This is a genomic window from Leptolyngbya sp. 7M (genome assembly GCF_018128485.1).
The window spans coordinates 900849-920641 of the sequence record NZ_CP070897.1; the positions used below are offsets into that span (position 1 = coordinate 900849).

General features: G+C 49.8%; 20 protein-coding genes. 4 read left to right on the forward strand and 16 right to left on the reverse strand.

Annotated features, from left to right (window positions below; translation table 11 throughout):
* Positions 1 to 105 precede the first annotated feature (105 nt).
* The 16 genes from pnp to JVX88_RS04330 all read right to left on the reverse strand — a co-directional run bounded on the left by pnp (position 106) and on the right by JVX88_RS04330 (position 14437).
* Entirely contained in the window at positions 106 to 2232 is a 2127-nt protein-coding gene (gene pnp / locus JVX88_RS04255) for a polyribonucleotide nucleotidyltransferase (RefSeq protein WP_211626049.1), read from the reverse strand.
* Positions 2233 to 2541: 309 nt separating this feature from the next.
* Positions 2542 to 2811 (reverse strand): 30S ribosomal protein S15, encoded by a 270-nt coding sequence (gene rpsO, locus JVX88_RS04260; RefSeq protein ID WP_211626051.1) that lies wholly within the window; start codon positions 2809 to 2811, stop codon positions 2542 to 2544.
* A gap of 133 nt (positions 2812 to 2944) precedes the next feature.
* Entirely contained in the window at positions 2945 to 4300 is a 1356-nt protein-coding gene (gene accC / locus JVX88_RS04265; RefSeq protein WP_211628615.1) for an acetyl-CoA carboxylase biotin carboxylase subunit, read from the reverse strand.
* A gap of 75 nt (positions 4301 to 4375) precedes the next feature.
* The gene (accB, locus tag JVX88_RS04270; RefSeq protein ID WP_211626053.1) at positions 4376 to 4930 is read right to left on the reverse strand and encodes an acetyl-CoA carboxylase biotin carboxyl carrier protein; all 555 of its coding nucleotides are present in this window, start codon (positions 4928 to 4930) and stop codon (positions 4376 to 4378) included.
* 22 nt (positions 4931 to 4952) lie between these two features.
* Positions 4953 to 5456 (reverse strand): 50S ribosomal protein L17, encoded by a 504-nt coding sequence (gene rplQ / locus JVX88_RS04275; protein WP_211626055.1) that lies wholly within the window; start codon positions 5454 to 5456, stop codon positions 4953 to 4955.
* Positions 5457 to 5485: 29 nt separating this feature from the next.
* Positions 5486 to 6502: a DNA-directed RNA polymerase subunit alpha gene (locus JVX88_RS04280; RefSeq protein ID WP_225931336.1), complete on the reverse strand. Its 1017-nt coding sequence runs from the start codon at positions 6500 to 6502 to the stop codon at positions 5486 to 5488.
* Positions 6503 to 6601: 99 nt separating this feature from the next.
* Positions 6602 to 7234: a 30S ribosomal protein S4 gene (gene rpsD, locus JVX88_RS04285; protein WP_211626059.1), complete on the reverse strand. Its 633-nt coding sequence runs from the start codon at positions 7232 to 7234 to the stop codon at positions 6602 to 6604.
* An 80-nt stretch (positions 7235 to 7314) separates the two neighbouring features.
* Positions 7315 to 7716 (reverse strand): 30S ribosomal protein S11, encoded by a 402-nt coding sequence (gene rpsK / locus JVX88_RS04290; RefSeq protein ID WP_211628616.1) that lies wholly within the window; start codon positions 7714 to 7716, stop codon positions 7315 to 7317.
* 80 nt (positions 7717 to 7796) lie between these two features.
* Positions 7797 to 8180, reverse strand: a complete 384-nt coding sequence (gene rpsM / locus JVX88_RS04295) for a 30S ribosomal protein S13 (protein ID WP_211626061.1) — start codon at positions 8178 to 8180, stop codon at positions 7797 to 7799.
* A gap of 8 nt (positions 8181 to 8188) precedes the next feature.
* A complete protein-coding gene (gene rpmJ, locus JVX88_RS04300) occupies positions 8189 to 8302 on the reverse strand; it encodes a 50S ribosomal protein L36 (RefSeq protein ID WP_211626063.1) in 114 nt (37 codons plus the stop codon).
* A 54-nt stretch (positions 8303 to 8356) separates the two neighbouring features.
* On the reverse strand, positions 8357 to 8578 hold the full coding sequence (infA, locus tag JVX88_RS04305; protein ID WP_211626064.1) for a translation initiation factor IF-1: 222 nt from the start codon (positions 8576 to 8578) through the stop codon (positions 8357 to 8359).
* Positions 8579 to 8651: 73 nt separating this feature from the next.
* A complete protein-coding gene (gene map, locus JVX88_RS04310; RefSeq protein ID WP_211626065.1) occupies positions 8652 to 9464 on the reverse strand; it encodes a type I methionyl aminopeptidase in 813 nt (270 codons plus the stop codon).
* 72 nt (positions 9465 to 9536) lie between these two features.
* Complete coding sequence (locus JVX88_RS04315; protein WP_211626066.1) at positions 9537 to 10181, reverse strand: adenylate kinase; 645 nt, start codon at positions 10179 to 10181, stop codon at positions 9537 to 9539.
* Between the two features lie 85 nt (positions 10182 to 10266).
* Complete coding sequence (locus tag JVX88_RS04320; RefSeq protein WP_211626067.1) at positions 10267 to 10593, reverse strand: hypothetical protein; 327 nt, start codon at positions 10591 to 10593, stop codon at positions 10267 to 10269.
* Positions 10590 to 12935 (reverse strand): hypothetical protein, encoded by a 2346-nt coding sequence (locus JVX88_RS04325; protein WP_211626068.1) that lies wholly within the window; start codon positions 12933 to 12935, stop codon positions 10590 to 10592. Before JVX88_RS04325 ends, JVX88_RS04320 begins: the two co-directional genes overlap by 4 nt.
* A complete protein-coding gene (locus tag JVX88_RS04330; protein WP_211626070.1) occupies positions 12932 to 14437 on the reverse strand; it encodes a sigma 54-interacting transcriptional regulator in 1506 nt (501 codons plus the stop codon). Before JVX88_RS04330 ends, JVX88_RS04325 begins: the two co-directional genes overlap by 4 nt.
* 96 nt (positions 14438 to 14533) lie before the next feature.
* On the opposite strand from JVX88_RS04330, the gene JVX88_RS04335 reads away from it, so the two are divergent.
* The 4 genes from JVX88_RS04335 (at position 14534) to ribD (ending at position 19779) form a co-directional block, all read left to right on the forward strand.
* Positions 14534 to 15409 (forward strand): RluA family pseudouridine synthase, encoded by an 876-nt coding sequence (locus JVX88_RS04335; RefSeq protein WP_211626071.1) that lies wholly within the window; start codon positions 14534 to 14536, stop codon positions 15407 to 15409.
* A gap of 227 nt (positions 15410 to 15636) precedes the next feature.
* The gene (locus tag JVX88_RS04340; protein WP_211626072.1) at positions 15637 to 17541 is read left to right on the forward strand and encodes an HD domain-containing phosphohydrolase; all 1905 of its coding nucleotides are present in this window, start codon (positions 15637 to 15639) and stop codon (positions 17539 to 17541) included.
* Between the two features lie 93 nt (positions 17542 to 17634).
* On the forward strand, positions 17635 to 18669 hold the full coding sequence (gene ftsY, locus JVX88_RS04345) for a signal recognition particle-docking protein FtsY (protein ID WP_211626073.1): 1035 nt from the start codon (positions 17635 to 17637) through the stop codon (positions 18667 to 18669).
* On the forward strand, positions 18670 to 19779 hold the full coding sequence (gene ribD, locus JVX88_RS04350; protein WP_211626074.1) for a bifunctional diaminohydroxyphosphoribosylaminopyrimidine deaminase/5-amino-6-(5-phosphoribosylamino)uracil reductase RibD: 1110 nt from the start codon (positions 18670 to 18672) through the stop codon (positions 19777 to 19779).
* Positions 19780 to 19793: the final 14 nt, after the last annotated feature.

The following is a 19793-nucleotide window of genomic DNA, read 5'->3' on the forward strand; positions in this document are numbered from 1 at the left end:
ATCGTTGGTTGAGTTCAGCAAGAGTTAAATTCTACAATTAAAACAGGTTGATCCAAAAAAGGACGGCCGAAACCGTCCTTTTCAGTAGCAAGATCTTGGGTCTGGCTATTCTTCGCCACTGCCCGAAGCCTTGGCTTTCTCCTCAGCCAGGATCGCTTTGCGGGAAAGTTTGATCTTGTTGCCTTCTTTGCCAATGCACTTGACCATTATCTGTTGGCCTTCCTTGAGCTCATCGCGGACGTCCTTCACGCGTCGGTCAGATATCTCCGATATGTGCAGAAGCCCGTCAAGGCCCGGCATTATCTCAACGAACGCCCCGAAATCAACGATACGAGAGACAGTACCAAGATAGGTTTGGCCGATCTCCGCTTCTGCGGTTATTGCCTTGATGCGGGCAATCGCTTCCTCAGCTGCAGCACCATCCGCGGTCGCGATCAGAACCGTACCGTCATCTTCGATATCGATCTTCGCACCGGTCTCTTCCGTAAGAGCTCGGATGACCGAGCCGCCTTTACCAATAACGTCACGGATCTTGTCGGGATGGATTTTCAACGTGATGATCCGCGGAGCGTATTTTGAGATATCTTTTCGTGGCTCAGCGATCGCTTTTTCCATAATCCCTAAAATATGCATTCGGCCTTTGCGTGCTTGTTCAAGCGCTTCCTGGAGTATCATCGCGTTAATACCTGCGACTTTGATGTCCATCTGCAATGCCGTTATACCTTCGCTGGATCCGGTAACCTTAAAATCCATATCGCCATAGTGATCTTCGGCACCGGCAATGTCGGAAAGTATCGCATACCGATTTCCCTCCATAACAAGCCCCATTGCCACACCAGCAACCGGCCGCTTGATCGGCACCCCCGCGTCCATCAGGCTGAGAATTCCACCACAAACCGATGCCATTGACGACGAGCCATTTGATTCGGTTATGTCCGAAACAACACGCATCGTGTATGGAAATTCTTCCTCGGTAGGCAACACAGCTTCGATCGCCCGGCGGGCAAGATTGCCGTGTCCGGTCTCTCGACGCGAGGTGCCGCCAAATCGTCCTGCTTCACCCACGGAATATGGCGGAAAGTTATAATGGAGCATAAAGCGCCGCTTTACCTCGCCTTTCTCAATGTCGTCCAGATACTGCTCGTCCATCTTAGTGCCGAGCGTCGTGGTAACGATCGCCTGAGTCTCCCCACGGGTAAAAAGAGCCGAACCGTGAACACGCGGAAGCCAACCTACCTCACAGGAAATCGGCCTTATCTCAGAGAACTTGCGGCCATCAGGACGCCTGCGGTTTCCGAGCATATCCTCACGAAAGATCTTTTCTTTCAGATGTGAGAATGCTTTGCCGGCCATGTGGCGCTTCTCGATCTCCTCTTCCGGATAACTTTCAACAACTTCTTTTTTCAAGGCATCAACCGCAGCATAGCTCGTCAATTTATCTTTACCTGTCGTATCAAGGGCTTCGCGAAGCCGAGATCCAAAATTCGCTTCTACTTCGGCAATCAGAGATTCATCGATCGGCTGCGGAACAAACTCTCGTTTGGTTATAGCAAGAGCTTTTCCGAGTTCTTTCTGCCATAGACAAAGACGCTTTATCTCCTTATGGGCAAGCAAAAGAGCTTCAAGCATTATCTTTTCGGGAACTTCATTAGCTTCGGCCTCGACCATCACTATTGCCTCTTCCGTACCCGCAACCACTAGATTTAGATCCGAAACTCGACGCTCATCGTATGTCGGATTTACAACGTATTTTCCGTCAATAAGCCCAATGCGAACACCCGCGATAGGATTGTCGAACGGAATATCTGAGAGATAGAGAGCACATGATGCTCCTGTGATCGCGATCACGTCCGGATCGTTTTCCGAATCTGCAGAAATTACCGTCCCAACGATCTGAGTCTCAAAACTATAACCATCAGGAAAAAGCGGACGAACCGGCCGATCGATCAATCGACACGTCAGTATCTCTTTCTCGCTCGGGCGGCCTTCTCTTCGAAAATAATTTCCGGGGATCCGTCCGGCCGAATAGCTGGATTCACGATATTCAACAGTCAACGGAAAGAAATCCAATCCTTCCTTTGCCGACTTCATACTAACTGCCGTTACCAAGAGCATTGTATCTCCGTAACGGATAATGACCGAACCATCGGCCTGTTTGGCAACTTTGCCGGTTTCTACGATCAACTCTTCTCCACCGAGCTTGATCGATTCTTTCAAGTATTTTTTTGTCATATTCAAACTTTAAAGCCGAAAAGCGGCTGGTGCCGTGTCGTGAAGCACAAGCCGCTTTTGGCAAAAACCAAAAATGCGTACGTTTCGTTTTTGTGGTCTGATAATTTTGCTGTCACGTTCAGCATCCGCCAACAAATCCTTCGAGGAAACGTCTATGATCAAGGGCCCGAAGCGACCCGGATAATTTCATAAGCGTTGAGAGTTGAAAATCTCGCTTTGTATCATCAAGAACCTTAACGTTCTTTCTATTACTCATCGAGTCTGAAAGTTTATCTTCTTTCGGGATCCAACGCTCTCACGCTTTCGCATCTAACGACGCAAGCCAAGTTTCTTGATTATCTCGTGATATTCGTTAATATCCCGACGCTTTAAATAATCAAGCAATTTACGACGACGAGAGACCATCTTCAGCAAGCCGCGGCGCGAATGATTGTCTTTTTTATGCACCTTGAAATGCTCGGTCAATTCGTTTATGCGCTGTGTTAATAGCGCGACCTGAACCTGCGACGACCCCGTATCGGAGCCGTGCGTTTTGTAATCACCTACTATCTTCTCTTTTACTTCTTTTGCTGTTGCCATATTTTTTGGCCTGCCAAATTCAGCCTCTCCTTGCTCGCAGTAACTCCGCAAATATTGCGGTAACCACAAAAAATAAAAAACCGATAACTAATTGCTATACGTTATCCTAGTGATAATTATCAGCTATCGACCTTCAATTATCAACTGAGTAATCAAACTCTTCCATGAACTTCGTTGAAAAGTCGCCTTTTCGGAAACGTTTGTCCGCCATTATTTTCTTGTGCAGCGGGATGGTCGTCTTGATCCCCTCGACCACCATCATATCCAACGCACGCTGCATTCTTGCTATTGCAAGATCACGCGTCCGCGCGTGAACGATCAGCTTGGCGATCATTGAATCATAATACGGCGGAACCACATAACCAGGATAGACCGCTGTATCAACCCTAACTCCGGGGCCGCCCGGAATATTGAAGGCCGTGATCTTGCCGGGGCTTGGTGTGAATTTAACAGGGTCCTCCGCATTGATCCGGCATTCGATCGAATGCCCGGTCAACCTAACATCATTTTGCTGATATTGAAGATCCTCGCCAGATGCGATGCGTATCTGATTCCGGACAATGTCCGCAAGCGTTACCATCTCAGTAACAGGATGTTCGACCTGGATGCGGGTATTCATCTCCATAAAATAGAAATCTCCGCTCTCATCCATCAAAAATTCGAATGTTCCGGCACTCGAATAACCAATCTCTTTGCAGGCATTTACGGCGACAGCTCCCATCGCTTCACGCTGTTCCTTAGAGATCGCCGGTGATGGAGCCTCTTCCAATAGCTTTTGGTGCCGACGCTGGATGGAACACTCGCGTTCTCCAAGGTGGACAACGTTTCCGTGTTCATCAGCAAGAACCTGTATCTCTATATGCCGTGGGCGTTCAACATATCGTTCAATATAAACCGCTCCGTTCTTAAATGCCGCAAGAGCTTCGCTCTGGGCTGTTTCAAGATTCGGGGCAAGCTCGTCTTCTGTTCGAACGATGCGCATTCCTCGGCCTCCGCCGCCCGCCGCTGCCTTGATGATAACGGGAAATCCTATCTCGCGTGCAAGATCTGCCGCGTCCTCTGTTGATTCGATCGGATCCGGGCTTCCGGGAAGGATCGGGACACCGGCACCCTGCATTGTCCTGCGGGCCTCTACCTTATCGCCCATCATAGCGATAACTTCCGGACGTGGACCGATGAATTTGATGTTGCAATCACCGCAGATCTTCGCAAAGGTAGCAGATTCGGCAAGGAATCCATACCCTGGATGGATAGCATCGGCATTGGTGATCTCAGCGGCACTGATGATGGCGGGAATGTTTAAATAGCTTTCCGCCGAAGGATTACCACCGACACATATCGCCTCATCAGCGAAACGAACGTGAAGAGCTTCACGGTCAGCCTCCGAATGAACGGCAACCGTCTTGATACCCATCTCCTTGCACGTCCAGATGATCCTGCAGGCTATCTCCCCGCGGTTGGCGATCAAAATTTTGCGGATCTCACGCATCACAAAAATTTAGCCACGCAATTCACGAACTCGCAGATCTTTATCCTGCAATTCGTTTAATTCGTGGCGAAGATACTATTTTTTTATACCAAAAAGCGGTTGGCCATATTCTACCGGCTGGCCATTTTCCACGTAGATCTTTACAACCTCGCCGCTTGTCTCTGCTTGGATCTCGTTCATAAGCTTCATTGCCTCAACGATACAGACGACCGTTTCAGGCGAGACCAAGCTGCCTTCTTTAACATAAGGTTCCTTGTCCGGCCCGGGTGCACGATAGAATGTTCCGACGATCGGCGAGGTTATGACGTGGAGGTCGTCAGCAGGTGGCTGGCTTTTAATGTCTTCGACAGAAGCTTCACTTTGCGTAGCCTGAGATTGAGTCGAAGTAGCCGGCTGAGCAATTTGAGCCTGTGAAACAGCGGCCGGCATATACATTTGCTTGCTAAGCCTGACCTTGATCTTCTCATTCTCGAAACGAAAATCGGTAAATCCGTATTCGTTTACCAGCTCCGCGAGTTCGCGGATCTCTGAAAGATTCAGCGATGGTTCGTCAAAATCTCGCTCTTTTTCGTCTTTCTCAGACATCGATTCCGGCTCCTCGTCTTTGCCAAGCGCAGTTTGTTTGCTCATCGTAAATGGTCCCGCAAAAGACTCAACCCTTTGCTGCCATTTCGCGCGGGTTATCAACCAGTTCGATCACAGCCATCTCGGCATTATCACCTGAGCGGCGGCCAAGACGGATTATTCGCGTGTAACCGCCGTTCCTGTCCTTATAACGGACTCCAAGATCATCAAACAATCTTTGAACGGCCTTGACGCCCGCCGTGCGTTCGATCTCAGGCTTCGGATCACCCTTCTTGCCGCGAAAACGACTTTGGGCGAGCTTGAAGGTTGAGTTGCCGGCATGAAAAAACCGAGCGGCTTGCCGACGAAGATGCACTTCTTTCGCTTTTGCATCATCTCCATCAAGACCCTGTGCGTGCCGCGCTAGCGTGATCGCGCGCTCAACAAACGGCCTTAATTCCTTAGCCTTCGCTACTGTGGTAACTATGTATTCATTTTCCGAATTCACGAGCGATGTCGCCATATTGCGAAGCATAGAGATGCGATGTTCTGTCGTTCGCCCTAACTTTCGGTGTGCTTTCTTGTGTCTCATGTCAGTTTTTGATGCTCCGGTGAACTGGACTAATCCAGGTCTCTTCCCCCGGATCCGGGTATCGGGTTACCGTGTTCGTCAAAATCCATTCCAAAATCAAGCCCCATACCGTGAAGCATGTCCTTTATCTCGGTCAACGATTTCTTTCCGAAATTCTTTGTACCGAGCATTTCTTTTTCGCTTCGTTTGATAAGATCCCGGATCGAGCGAATATCGGCGTTCTTTAAGCAATTATAGGAACGGACCGAAAGTTCCAGCTCATCTACCGGCTTATCAAGAAGATCGTTCCTCATGAGCGGCGGACGCGCGATGTCTTCGTATTTATACTCTTCTTCCTCTTCCTCAAAATTGATGAAGATCGACATATGGTCTTTGACCAATTTTGCCGCAAGCCCTATCGAGTCTTCAGGCTTTACCGAACCGTCCGTCCAAACCTCGATGGTGAGCTTATCGAATTCAGTGTTAGAACCCTGGCGGGTCTTATCGACCGAATAATTCACTTTCTTGATAGGTGAATGCACAGAATCGACCGGAATGTATCCTACCGAAAGATCGTCGTCGTTATTAAACTCGGCGGAGACATAACCGCGGCCGCGCTTTAGACGCATTTCGATCTCCAATTTACCCGATCCATTTATGGTCGCGATATGAACATCAGTGTCAAGGATCTCAACATCTCCGTCCGCCTCGATATCCGCGCTGGTAACTTCACCCGGCCCCTTCTTGCTGATAGACAACGTCTTCGGTCCCGAGCCATTCATCCGAAACGGAACTTGTTTCAAATTCAAAATAACGTCGGTTGCATCTTCAACTACACCTTTGATCGGCGAAAATTCGTGTTCAACGCCTTCGATCTTTACGGCAGTAACGGCGGCTCCTTCGATCGAAGAAAGAAGTGCTCGGCGTATGGAATTGCCGATGGTTGTACCAAACCCGCGCTCAAATGGCTGAGCATAGAATTTTCCATAGCGCGGCGTTAAGGTATCTGATTCGACGTTTAGCCGGCTAGGCATTTGAAAATCTGTCCAATTGCTGCTTTGAGTCATAATTGTTCTTTTAAAGTTCGATAAGTTGGCCTTGTCCCCGTCGATTCCGGGGCAAGAACAGACCCCGTTCGGCGGCTACTTCGGCCAACCCGGTTATCACTACTTACTGTAAAGCTCAACGATCAGCTGCTCGTTGATATTAGATTCGATATCCTGTCGGGTCGGCAGCGACGATATGGAGACACTTAGGTCTTTACCCGCAGGTGTTATCCAGCTTGGCCGGCCACGGCCTGCCGAGGTTTGCCATGCCGCATCGACATGAGGATTTTTTATACTTTTATCTTTTACCGTTACCACGTCGCCAAGTTTTACTTGGAACGAGGGGATATTCACCTTTCGGCCATTGACCTCAATGTGCCCGTGATTAACTAACTGACGAGCCTGACGGCGAGACGTCGCAAAGCCTGAACGATAAACAACATTATCGAGCCGCTTTTCGAGCATGAACAGAAGATTCTCGCCGGTAACGCCTTTCTGCCGAAGGGCCTTTTCGAAATAATTCCGAAACTGCTTTTCGAGCACGAAGTACATTCGCTTTACCTTCTGCTTTTCACGGAGCTGCTCGCCATAACCGGCAAGCATCTTTCTCCGCGCGGCTCCGTGCTGTCCGGGAGGGTTCGTCCCTCGCTTTTCGATCGCACACGAGGGCTTAAAGCAACGATCGCCCTTAAGAAATAATTTCGCACCTTCGCGGCGGCACAGTCGGCACACCGCATCTCTGTATCTAGCCATATTGTTTTCTGCTTCCGCATTTCAAGCGGAAAAGTTTACAGGTCAGTGACCCTTCTTCCTTTCGATATTAAAATCAAATATCACACCCGTCTTCGCTTCGGCGGACGGCAACCGTTATGAGGGATGGGCGTGGTATCGCGTATCGAGGTTACACGGATCCCGGCCTGAGCAACCGCACGGATCGCCGATTCACGACCGCCACCGGGTCCTTTTACCCGGACCTCTGCCTCACGCATACCGGCCTCGATCGCCTTTCGGGCAACCTCGCCCGCCGCCTGCTGAGCTGCGAACGGAGTGCCTTTTCTAGAGCCGCGAAATCCGCGCGCACCAGACGAGGATTGAGCGACCAGATTTCCCTGGGTATCGGTTATCGAGATCAGCGTATTGTTGAACGACGCCGAAATATGGACGATGCCGACGGGAATATTCTTCCGCTCCTTTTTCTTGAATGTTTTTTTGCTTTTAGCTGCTGCTTTTGCCATTTCGATGATCTCGGTGCTCAGATCGAAATCTGCGATGAAAAGAATCATCATGCAGACCGTCGAGCGAACACAACAAATTCCTATTTCTTACCAGGAGCTTTCTTCTTAGCAACGGCGGCTTTTCTCGGCCCCTTACGAGTGCGTGCATTGGTCGATGTTCTTTGGCCCCGAACCGGAAGACTTCGCCTATGTCGAAGACCACGATAGCAACCAATATCCATCAGACGCTTGATATCCATTTGAACACGTTTCCGTAGATCACCTTCGATCTCACCTTCTTGATCAAGAATCGTCCTGATCTTGTTCAGTTCGTCTTCGGTTAGATCGCGGATCTTGGCGTCAATACTAACGCCGGCCTTGCCGAGTACTTCGGTCGCGCGCGACTTCCCGACGCCATAGATATACGTCAAACCGATTTGTGCCCTTTTATTGGGCGGCAGATCCACACCTGCTACACGAGCCATAATCTCTCCTATCCTTGCCGCTGCTTATGTTTCGGGTTGTCGCAAATAACGCGCACCACGCCCTTGCGATGAATTATCTTGCACTTATCGCAGATCTTTTTTACTGAAGGCCTTACTTTCATTGTCTTTCTTTGCCTCTAATAAGTCCGGCTTTCTCCCCGGCTCCGATCGATCAGCTATTTGTACCGGTATGTTATCCGGCCTCGCTTCAGGTCATAAGGAGAGAGTTCGACCAAAACCCGATCGCCGGGAAGGATACGAATGAAATTCTTTCGCATCTTACCCGAGATATGTGCCAATACCTCGTGCTGGTTTTCCTCTACCGCGACCTTGAACATCGCATTCGGCAGGGTCTCAAGCACGGTGGCCATTACCTCGATCGCCTCTTCCTTTGACATACTTCTGATGGTCCAAACTTTTGTTCAGTTGGACAAACCCTAAATGTTACCGCGTCAGCCTATGTTTATCAAGTCAGCCAGTGACGGTTTCGGCCTTCTTATTCCGCAAGGCGTCCTTTTGCGCTTTCGTAAGCGTCAAGATCTCCGGCCCTTCCGGCGTAACTGCGACGGTATGCTCCGCATGGGCGGAGGGCTTCCCATCCAAAGTTACAACGGTCCATTTATCTTCAAGCGTTTTGGTCTCATGCGTGCCGAGGTTCAACATCGGCTCGATAGCAAAACAATACCCTGCTCTTATCTTCTCTTTCGTCCCGGCTCGTCCATAATTGGGAATTTGCGGAGCCTCGTGCATCCGGCGTCCAATACCGTGGCCCGTATAATCTCTAACGATCCCGTAGCCGCCCTTCTCTGCGTGTGCCTGGATAGCCGCACTAATATCTCCGATACGGTTATTCGGCCTACATTGCTCGATGCCCAATGCCAAACATTCTTCCGTTGTGCGGATAAGCCGCATCAGCTCTTCAGAAACCTCACCAACCGGGGCCGTAAATGCTGTATCGCCAACAAATCCATCAAGGGTGCAGGCCATATCAAGCGAAACAATATCGCCTTCTTTAAGCGGAGTATCATTTGAAAAACCGTGTACGATAGCTTCGTTAACGGATGCGCAAATTGCGAACGGGAATGGAACCATTCCATGCGGCTTATATCCGATGAACGTAGGGATAGCTCCGGCATCTCTCATCATCTTCTCCGCCGCGGCATTCATCTCAAGTGTAGTTATGCCCGGCGCGATCATTGAACGAAGAGTTTCGCGGACGGTGGCAATAAGTTCACCTACTGCACGCATCTTCTCAAGTTCTTTTTGAGATTTCGCTATGATCATTCTCTTTCCCAACAAAAGTGCCGATGCCGCACTTACGATCTCGGCTGTCCTCGAATTACCAAACACCTCTCCTCAGATCAGCTTATCGAGCTGCGAATATATCTCTTCGAGCTCGCCGCTTCCGGAAACCTTTGCCAGGCGGCTGGAACGCTCATAGTAATCAATCAACGGTTTCGTTTGTTCATCATATGTCGCCAAGCGTGTAGCTACGCTCGCTTCGTTATCATCGGCACGATGGACCAATTCGGCCTCCGTATGATGATCACATCTGCCCTCCGCCTTAGGCGGCTTTGAATAGATGTTATATATCTCACCGCAAACTGGACACGAGCGCCGTCCCGTAAGCCGACGCATCAACTCCTCACGGGGAACATCGACCTCAATTGCCTGGATCTCCATCGATTGCTCAGCGGCCAATTGCTCAAGCTGCTCTGCCTGAACTGCAGTTCGTGGATAACCGTCAAGAATGTAACCATTCTTGCAATCTTCACGGGATGTGCGCTCCAGAACTATCCGATATGTAATGTCATCCGATATCAATTTTCCGGAAGCCATGATCTCCTGGACCTCGCGGGCAAGAGGAGTTTCCAGCGTCTTCATCTCGCGGAACATATCGCCAGTAGAAATTTGCGGAATGCCGCGGCGCTCTTGAAGCAGCCGAGCCTGAGTCCCTTTTCCCGCCCCAGGGGCACCTATGAGTACGATGATCTTATTCATCAAAACTTTTAACCACAGAGCCCGCGATCTTTACAGAGAAACATCCGCACCCCTGTTTGACCGCACACTCTGTGGTGAAAAAATCCTAGCCTCTTCGGCCCCGTAGTCGGGAGCCTGCACCAAGGAATCCTTCGTAATTCCTCATTACAAGCTGGGCTTCGATCTGGGCAACTGTATCCATTGCCACGCCGACAAGGATCAAAAGTGATGTACCGCCGAAAAAGAATTGATATCCCAGCCCCGTCGGTATCCAGCTCAGTCCCGGTGTCGATGTCAGAAACGCGTCAAGACTATCGCCGATGAACGGTAACCGTCCCACACGGAACCCGCTTAAAAGCACCTGAGGGGCAAACGCAACAAAAGCAAGGTAGATCGCACCGACGGTCGTCAGCCTCGTAAGGATACCATTCAAATACTCTGCGGTCGGAGCACATACTTGATATCTATATCGCGTTGACCGCGTGCTCTTAAACGCTGCTGTTCAAGCCCTGCACGGATACGGCGGGTTTCGGTGGCCAGTGCGTCCGGATCTATCGCAAGAGCCCGTTCGTGGATGATGTTGCGGATATCTGATTCTAGGATCTTGGCCATTTCCATTGCTCCACCGACTGCCCGCATCTTGACGAATGCAAGCAATTCCCAAATCGCTGCAGACACCTTCACATACTCGATGAAGGCACTGCGAGAGACTGCGAGAGGGCCATCCTTACCGTAAGGCCTAAGTCTAAGATCAACCCGGTATAGCGAGCCGTCCCGCGTAATGGCTGAAAGTGCATTTACGAAGACTTCCACTGCACGCGAGGCAAGCTCTTGGTCTGTTATCTGTTCGTCATAAACTAGAACAAGGTCAAGATCTGAATCATAATCGACGCCGGCCCCGCCAAGCTTCCCAAGTCCCATTACCGCGAGCCCAAGTTCCGCGGAAGCTCCGTTTCTTTTCTCGATCTCGGATCGGGCGATAGCAAGCCCGGCATTTATACTGGCTTCGGCAAGCTTCGTCTGCAAACGCTTTGCATCTTTGACGGAGATGCGTTCCAGTGCATCGCTGGCCATTATCATCGCAAGGAAATTCCGCCAATTTCGGCGAAGCCGGGCCAATTTATCACCAAGTTCAGTTGCCGTGGAGACGGCCTCCATCAATGCTTTGCCCGGATCGAAGGCTTCAAGAATTTGACCGGTTTCTAATAGCTCTGATAGTAAAGATCCGATCGCTGCATCAGTTCCCACAAGCTCGCCAAAACGCGGTGAGGTGCTGATGACCTTTTCCAATACCGGGTTTGTTTCTTTACCTTCGTCTAATCTTCCGGTATTCGCTGGAATTTCGGAAGAATACAGATCGGCTGATGCAGCGAGGGGTGTAGATGGTTCGAACGAGGCACCTTCCTCGTAAAAGATCCGGCGAAAGACCTTTTGAACTGACTGCATATGCTCTGCTAACGTGTCCGTAAACGCTATAAGATCAATGCAGTGCATTTTCACAGCCAATCTTTCGAGTTTTTCTTTGTCGTTAGGAATGATATGTGTTTGCAGCCCATGTTCCATCTGAAGAACGTGCTCTAGTTGACGAAGAAAAGCATAGCCTTCGACGAGTTTTGTGAGCTCGTCTTCTGTTATCAATGAGCGGTCGGCAAGCCTGGAAATGCATATCAGTGTATGAGGAGCGCGAAGCCATTTATCTCGTCCGCCATATGCAAGCTGAAGCGCCTGGGCGATGAATTCGATCTCACGAATACCACCTTTTCCCAGTTTAACGTTAATGCCTTTTGAGTTGATCAGTTCGATATCGATCCTTTGCTTTGATTCTCTTACGTTACGAAGAGCTTCCGAGACAGATTGGTCCTCAACGAACACAGACGGTTCGACGCGTTGAAAGAAATCCTTGAATAGATCTTCATTGCCGGCACTAGATCGTGAACGGATCAACACTTGCCTTTCCCAGGCTTGGGCCCTCTCAGTATAATATCGAGCAGTTTCCTTGACCGACATCGCAAGCGGGCCAACGCGGCCGTTGGGCCGGAGCCTTAGATCAACGCGGTATGCCGGCCCCTCGCCGGTTGCCTCGCCGACCATCTTTGCTACTAGCTCAGCAAGCTTAACGAAGTATTCACGGTTTGTTATTGGATCGCGCCTGCCTACGCCGGCGGTGGTCCCTTCGTCTGAATAAAGAAAAAGAAGATCGATGTCCGATGAATAGTTCAATTCCCGAGAGCCAAGTTTCCCGAGAGAGACAATGCAGAGATGCGATGGGACAAGACGGCCCTTGTCGTCGGATTCCTGCGGCGGACCAAAACGATTCTCTAATTCCTGGCGGCTGATGCGAAGAGCATGCTCCAAAATAGCATCGGCTAGGTTTGAAAGCTCTTCCGTTATCTCCGCGATCGTAGCTAATCGACGAATATCACGAAGATAGATGCGCAGAAGTTCTCGACGCCGAAACCTGGAAAGCACTCGGTGCGGATCTAGCTGGGAATTCGTCAGGGAGAAACGCGCCAGCGATTCAAGCATTTCCTGCTTGTCACGGACGGCCCCATCTTTTCGCTTTCGGCCTAACCATGCGATGTATTCGGGATGCTGTAGCATCGTCTCGGCCAAAAGCGGGCTGTAAGATACTAGCGTGAGCACATCGGAAAGAAGCGACCGGTCTTTCATCAGCCGTCGATACGGCCCGGGAGTTCTTTCTTCGAGCCTTGCCAGAAATCGACGAGCAGATTCCGGATCTGGAAGCTCCGAGATATTTATCAGGTCAACGCTCATTTTTTGAAACGCTTTGTGTCAATTCCGTATTTTCGGATCTTGTAGCCAATGATCCGCTCCGTCGAGCCTAGTGAGCGAGAAGCCTTCGCAATATTTCCGTTGTTTGATTTCAAGGCATCAAGTATGAGGTCACGTTCGAAAGATGCGACGGCGGATTCAAGTGTCAATTCCGTAACCGTGCCGGTGACCTCAGCGGTTTGAAGAGTTGGTGGCAGATGATGTCCGTGGATGACATTCGAATCGCAAACAAGCACGGCGCGTTCGATGGCATTCTCTAATTCGCGTACGTTCCCCGGAAAGTGATAGCTCATCAGCATATCTATCGCGGGCGTAGAAATTCGACGAATTCGCTTATTATGTTCCGCTTCATACTTCTCCAGAAAATGCTCTGCCAAAAGAAGGATGTCCGATCGGCGTTCGCGAAGCGGGGGTAAGAAGATACTGAACACGTTCAAACGGTAATAAAGATCTTCGCGGAATTCGCCTTTTGATATTGCTTTCTCAAGATCCTTGTTGGTGGCAGTTATCAGCCTGATATTGGTCTTGATGGTTTGCGCTCCGCCGATCCGTTCAAACTCGCGCTCTTGAAGAACCCGTAAAAGTTTTACCTGCGTCTGTAGCGGAAGGTCGCCGATCTCATCAAGAAAAAGCGTTCCGCCTTCGGCAAGTTCAAAACGCCCTTTCCTTGCCCGGTCGGCTCCGGTAAATGCACCTTTTTCATGGCCGAAAAGCTCTGTTTCGATAAGCGATTCCGGAAGCGCTGCACAGTTCACCTTTACCAATGGCTTTTTACCCCGGAGGCTGTTGTAATGGATAGCATTTGCGATCAGCTCCTTTCCGGTCCCGCTCTCGCCGCGCAGAAGGACGGTGGCATTCGATCTTGCCACCTGGCTTACCTGTTCGTAAACATGCCGGATCGCCCCGGAATTACCAATGATCTGATCAAACTCGTATTTCTCTTTAAGTTCGTGCTTTAGCAGCAGGTTTTCTTCACGCAGCCGCTCCCGCTCGCCCCGTACCGAATGCTCGATCCGAAGAGCCTGAGCGAACATCGTTGCTGCAAGTTCGATCACAGGAGTGTGAGTTATTTCTATGCCGAACACGGCAAGCATCCCTACCGGAGCCCCCGAGATCATAACCGGAACGGCTGCCAATGACGCCCCGTCCAGATCATTAAAGACGTCATTAAGCTCATAGTCATCTTTCATTGGCAGCGGGCCAAGCTTTTCACTAATAGAAAAGGCCTCACCGATTCTTGATCGAACAACTCTTGCATCAAGACGGCGAAATTCGCTAACTCCGATACCTGCCGACTCGGCTATCGATAAATTGTCTCCATTGTGGTCGTTTAGAAAAAGAACCGCCGCACGCAGTTCAAGTTCTTTTCTAAGAGCCTCAAGAGCTTTGCGTATTGCGTCCCGAACATCGTTTGCGGCGGTAAGCCGGTCTGCGATATAAGCTGCAATCTCTAAAGGGTCTGTCTTTTTTGTAGGAAATGCCATTATTGAAATTAAAGATGGTAACAGATTAAGCAGAATTGGTCATTCGGGAAATCCTACAATTATGTGGGTATGGTAAAAGACGTTAGAATCATTCCAATGGATGAACGCTTGGAGTTGATCGTTGAGACCGGGGTGAACAAGATACGGCTGGATGAGTATCTTTTTGAACGGTTCGCCGGACTCAGCAAAATGTACCTTCGGCGTATAGTGAAGACGGGGAAGTGTGAGGTCAATGGCCGCCACGAGAATGTCGGATTTCGCCTGCGGCCCAACGACTTTATCGAGATCGAACTTGACCGTACGCGAGAGACCGCAATGCTCCCGCAGGACATCCCGATCGATGTAGTTTATGAGGATGAATGGCTGTTAGCCATAAATAAACCTGCGGGAATGCTTGTCCATCCTAACAACCGAGATAAAAGTGGGACCCTATTGAATGCTCTTTCGTATTATCTTAACCACGGCGGTTACGCCATAAGACCCGGGCTGATACACCGTCTGGACAAAGATACTTCGGGTCTGTTGGTCGTCTCGAAGAATGCTAAAGCGCACCAGCGAATGATGGAGGCGTTCCGTCGGAAGTATGTTCAAAAAAGATATCTTGCTTTGGTCTCTGGGCGGCTTGCTGAGGATCATGGTGTGATAGAAGCACCGATCGGACGGCACGGCGATAGGAAACTCTGGGATATAAAAGATGACGGCAAAGCTTCTGTTACACGGTTCAATGTTCTGGAAAGATCGAATGATCGCACGCTGTTGGAGCTTGAACCGGTAACCGGCAGGACGAATCAATTACGGATACACTGTGCCCATATCGGTCATCCGATACTGGGCGATGTTGATCGAAGCGGTCCAGCATTCAAACGCCTCTGTCTCCATTCATGGAAGCTACAATTCCGCCACCCGATGACCAGACAAGACCTCAGATTAGTATGCGAACCTGACCACACATTTGATCAAAGAATAAGTTAGTCAACCACATTTCTGAAACACAAAGTTGAATATAATCAACTAACCTCCTTAGTTCCTCTTGGTAACAAAAACCACGATAATAAAAATTCTATTTGTGGATGAACTTTTACTACGCTTTTTATAGATGAACAATTAGAGGTCTTAAGGCTTTTGCTGTTAAAACTTGTTGACCGCTACGGCAATTCTGTATACAATCAATACTGGCGTGATTCCACGCTCCTGCCTTAATGTCCCAGAAACGCTTAAAAATTAGCCTTATTTATTTTGTTGTCTTTGCTCTACTACTTGTAGGGCTTGTGCCGATAATGCTTGTCGGGTGGTTCTTGGCAGGACGCAGCGCCACGGAGCTCCGTGCGGTTGAGAATCGCTACCAAATACAATTAGTTCAGGAAAAAGCTCGCCAGATCGAGATGTTCGGCCAACGATATCGAGATATGGTAACGGGTCTTGCAGATGCATTCGCTCTTTCTAACAACCCTGAGATCTTTGCCTCACCCCTTACCGACCAACAACTGAGTAACACCCTTAAAGAAAACCCGGATCTGGTGGCACTGTATGTAATGCCAAGGGATTCGGAGTCATTGGCTCTTTACCGACCAGGGAAGATAGCCCGTCAAGAGATCGATTCCATGGCGGGAAAAGCGATCGAGTCAATTTCGAATGCTGATGTTAATTTTGGCGAGCCGCAGATCGTTGCTTCAGGTGGCGAGCCGGTTATAACTATCTCGGCACCGGTGAACGTTGGGGAAACTCGGATCGCTTCGGTTGTGGCGATCGTTTCGCTCAAACGGATCGGGCGAGACGTTGTGGGAATGGATCAAACGTCGGAAAAAGATCTTTGGCTATCTGGATTGCCGATAGTTTTCGTAGTTGATTCAACAGGTCGAGCTGTATTTCATCCTGATTTTGCTCTTGTGAAGGAACGTCGTCCGTTATCTCATCTAAAGATCGTAGAGGAGTGGCGGGATAGCTATCAGCAGTTTCAGTCGGGGCTCGTTCCATTCAGCGCCGAGTTCGACGGAGTTTCGCATGATATGATCGGAGCCTACTCCACTGTTTCGATCGGGCCAAATACACAATTTGGTGTTTTAACCATGCAGGATGAGGCTCGAGCATTGGCTTCCGTCGGTGAGATGCGTACGCAGACGTGGTTGATAAGTCTTGCCTTCGCCCTGCTTGCGCTTTTGATCGGTTCCATCGCTGCTAGATCGCTGACAGCTCCGATACTGCATCTATCTGCGGCAGCAGAAAAGATCTCCGGTGGCGACCTTAGCACGCGAGTTGAGGCAAGGAACATCACGGAGATCGGTACGCTCGGTGAATCCTTCAATACTATGGCGGACAAGCTCGAAGAGCACATTGCGAAACTCGCAAAGGCTGCTGCTGAGAACAGAGAGCTTTTTGTCGGGACCGTGAAGGCACTTGCGGCCGCTATAGATGGCAAAGATAAATACACGCGGGGCCATTCGGAACGTGTCGCACGCATTTCGGTTGCCATCGGCAAACAAATGAATCTGCCCGAGGATGAACTTGAGACTCTTCGTATCAGCGCCTTGCTTCACGACGTCGGCAAAATTGCGATCGATGACAATATTCTCAAGAAACCGGCTGCCCTTACTCCGGAAGAGTTCGAGATAATGAAGACACATCCGGTAAAAGGCTACAAAATAATGTCGCAGATCCCGGCGATGCGCGAATTCCTTCCCGGTATGTATATGCATCACGAAATGGTCAACGGCGAAGGCTATCCACAAGGGCTAATTGGTGACCAGATACCTTTACAGGCTAAGATCGTTTCCGTCGCGGACACGTTTGACGCGATGACGATTGACCGTCCGTACTCAAAGGGAATGCAATTGCAGGAAGCATTGGACAGGATACGGCAGCTTGTTGGAACACGTTACGACGGAGCTGTGGTCGAGGCTTTGGTTCGCGGCTGTAACGCCGGTGAGATCGGTAGAGGTGTTGTTCAGTCAATGGCTGCTGCCGAAAAGGCAGGTGAGGTAACTATAAACGCTGGTGTGGCAAAGGGGCTTGGCTCAACATCGAAAGCTGATTTTACTGCTGAAAGCTCGAATATAATTCCCCCACCGCCACCAGATATAATCCAGCAAAACGATCTTTCGAATTAAGCGTTCCTTAAATTTGCCTAAATTTTTCGCGCGTTGTTAGACGCGCGATATTTTTTTATACTCGGTAATTTCACGTTTTTGCGTGATCTTTATATGGCATTATTCTGGCGACGAAAGAAAGAAGACAAATTCAGTTTATCAGTTCTAGGACTTGATAAATCAATAGAGGAGCTTAAAGAACAAGAAGCCGCGGTTGAACGGGAGCTTGGCGTAAGATTCTCAAATGCAATCGCAAAAACCCGCGACTCCATAAATACTCGGCTTGATTCGATCTTTGAAGGCCGAAAGCAGATCGATGATGCATTGCTTGATGAATTGGAAGAGATGCTTATCTCAACCGACATCGGCGTAAAAACAACAATGCAGGTACTTGAGGCTGTTCGAAAGGGCGTTTCCCGCCAAGAGATCAACGACCTAGATGCTTTGAAACGTGTAATGAAGGATGAATTGCTTGATATTCTTCAGCATTCCAGTGAAAAAGGTGTCGCCTCTGAAACTGTTGTCGATGATTCCATTAAGCCTTATGTATTGATGGTAGTTGGTGTCAATGGTGTTGGCAAAACAACTACCATCGGAAAACTTTCACAGCGAATAAAAGACGAGGGGAATGAGGTAATGATCTGCGCGGCCGACACTTTTAGAGCAGCGGCATCTGATCAGCTTGAGATATGGGCCGAGCGGGCGGGGGTGCCAATAATACAGCAGAAGCAGGGAACCGACCCGGCTGCGGTTTTATTTGATGCTCTGCAGTCCGCGAAGTCCCGCAATGCAGATGTTCTGATTGTCGATACTGCCGGTCGCCTTCACAATAAAGCTAATCTTATGGCCGAACTTGAGAAGATGAAGCGCGTTGCAGGCCGTGAGGTTGAAGGAGCTCCGCACGAAACTTTGCTTGTGATCGATGCTGTTACGGGGCAGAACGGACTTGAGCAGGCTCGACAATTCACAAAGGTGGCCAATGTTACTGGTATTGTGTTAACTAAGTTAGATGGAACTGCAAAAGGCGGGATCGCCGTCGCGATCTCCAAAGAACTTAGCCTTCCGATCCGCTATGTCGGTATCGGAGAACAGGTCAATGACCTAATGGTCTTCGATGCAGAGAATTACGTTAATGGGCTTTTCGAGTAAATGAGACCGAACAGCATCGACATTGAATTGACAGAGAGAGCCCTTGACCTCGCAGCGAAGGGCATCGGTATGGTCTCACCAAACCCGCTGGTCGGTTGTGTGATAGTATCACCGGAAGGTGATTTGATCGGCGAGGGCACATACCTAGCTGAAAACGTAACGCACGCCGAGATACTGGCTCTTGAGCAAGCCGGCGAACGTGCACGCGGAGGTACTGCATACGTATCTCTTGAGCCGCATGCTCATCACGGGCGAACACCTCCATGCACCGAAGCGCTAATAGACGCGGGTATCAAACGCGTTGTCTCTCCGATCGAGGATCCAAACCCATTGGTCTCAGGACGCGGATTTGAGCGTTTGCGGAGTGCCGGGATCGAGGTAGTAACAGGAATTCTTGCTGATAAAGCCGCAAGGCTGAATGAAAAATTTGTCTGCTGGCACAAAATGGAAAGACCTTTTGTTCATCTAAAGCTGGCTGTTTCGCTTGACGGCCGGATCTCATTAAAAGAAAGTGTTTCTACTGCTCTCTCCGGTGAGGCAGCTCTTAAGCGAGTCCATGAATTGAGGCACGAAAACGATGCGATCTTGATCGGCGGAACAACCGCACTAGTCGATAATCCTTCATTGACCGATCGCAGCGGACTTCCACGACGGCGACCTCTTGTACGTGTTGTTTTGGACAACAGACTACGTCTGCCGTGCAATTCGAAACTCGCACAAACGACGGCTGAGGCTCCCACGCTGGTCATGACAAACTGCATCGACCCACTCTTGACCGAACCGCTGATGAATTGCGGGGTTGAGATAATTCCCGTTGAACGCGGCGCACGCAACCTTGAAGGCGTGCTTGATGAATTAAAGCGTCGGGAGATCCAAAGCGTTCTGGTTGAAGGCGGAACGGCCGTCGCTGGTGCGTTTATCGATGCCGGGCTTGTCGATAAGATTACTTTGATGGTTGCCCCGATCATAATTGGCGGCTCAGATGCTCCGGTAGCGATCGGCGGCAAAGGAGCAGAAACTCTGGCGGGCGCACTTCGTTTAACTGATATTTCGATCGAGCGGCACGGCGAAGATATAGAAATAACTGCCTATCCGAACCGTCGGAAATGATAAGCGACACTTAC

What these genes read in the sequence shown, in the direction of transcription:
- pnp (WP_211626049.1), bottom strand. Translation starts at nt 2,232, where the DNA reads ATGACAAAAAAATACTTGAAAGAATCGATCAAGCTCGGTGGAGAAGAG.
- rpsO (WP_211626051.1), bottom strand. Translation starts at nt 2,811, where the DNA reads ATGGCAACAGCAAAAGAAGTAAAAGAGAAGATAGTAGGTGATTACAAA.
- accC (WP_211628615.1), bottom strand. Translation starts at nt 4,300, where the DNA reads ATGCGTGAGATCCGCAAAATTTTGATCGCCAACCGCGGGGAGATAGCC.
- accB (WP_211626053.1), bottom strand. Translation starts at nt 4,930, where the DNA reads ATGAGCAAACAAACTGCGCTTGGCAAAGACGAGGAGCCGGAATCGATG.
- rplQ (WP_211626055.1), bottom strand. Translation starts at nt 5,456, where the DNA reads ATGAGACACAAGAAAGCACACCGAAAGTTAGGGCGAACGACAGAACAT.
- JVX88_RS04280 (WP_225931336.1), bottom strand. Translation starts at nt 6,502, where the DNA reads ATGACTCAAAGCAGCAATTGGACAGATTTTCAAATGCCTAGCCGGCTA.
- rpsD (WP_211626059.1), bottom strand. Translation starts at nt 7,234, where the DNA reads ATGGCTAGATACAGAGATGCGGTGTGCCGACTGTGCCGCCGCGAAGGT.
- rpsK (WP_211628616.1), bottom strand. Translation starts at nt 7,716, where the DNA reads ATGGCAAAAGCAGCAGCTAAAAGCAAAAAAACATTCAAGAAAAAGGAG.
- rpsM (WP_211626061.1), bottom strand. Translation starts at nt 8,180, where the DNA reads ATGGCTCGTGTAGCAGGTGTGGATCTGCCGCCCAATAAAAGGGCACAA.
- rpmJ (WP_211626063.1), bottom strand. Translation starts at nt 8,302, where the DNA reads ATGAAAGTAAGGCCTTCAGTAAAAAAGATCTGCGATAAGTGCAAGATA.
- infA (WP_211626064.1), bottom strand. Translation starts at nt 8,578, where the DNA reads ATGTCAAAGGAAGAGGCGATCGAGGTAATGGCCACCGTGCTTGAGACC.
- map (WP_211626065.1), bottom strand. Translation starts at nt 9,464, where the DNA reads ATGATCATAGCGAAATCTCAAAAAGAACTTGAGAAGATGCGTGCAGTA.
- JVX88_RS04315 (WP_211626066.1), bottom strand. Translation starts at nt 10,181, where the DNA reads ATGAATAAGATCATCGTACTCATAGGTGCCCCTGGGGCGGGAAAAGGG.
- JVX88_RS04325 (WP_211626068.1), bottom strand. Translation starts at nt 12,935, where the DNA reads ATGAGCGTTGACCTGATAAATATCTCGGAGCTTCCAGATCCGGAATCT.
- JVX88_RS04330 (WP_211626070.1), bottom strand. Translation starts at nt 14,437, where the DNA reads ATGGCATTTCCTACAAAAAAGACAGACCCTTTAGAGATTGCAGCTTAT.
- JVX88_RS04335 (WP_211626071.1), top strand. Translation starts at nt 14,534, where the DNA reads ATGGATGAACGCTTGGAGTTGATCGTTGAGACCGGGGTGAACAAGATA.
- JVX88_RS04340 (WP_211626072.1), top strand. Translation starts at nt 15,637, where the DNA reads ATGTCCCAGAAACGCTTAAAAATTAGCCTTATTTATTTTGTTGTCTTT.
- ftsY (WP_211626073.1), top strand. Translation starts at nt 17,635, where the DNA reads ATGGCATTATTCTGGCGACGAAAGAAAGAAGACAAATTCAGTTTATCA.
- ribD (WP_211626074.1), top strand. Translation starts at nt 18,670, where the DNA reads ATGAGACCGAACAGCATCGACATTGAATTGACAGAGAGAGCCCTTGAC.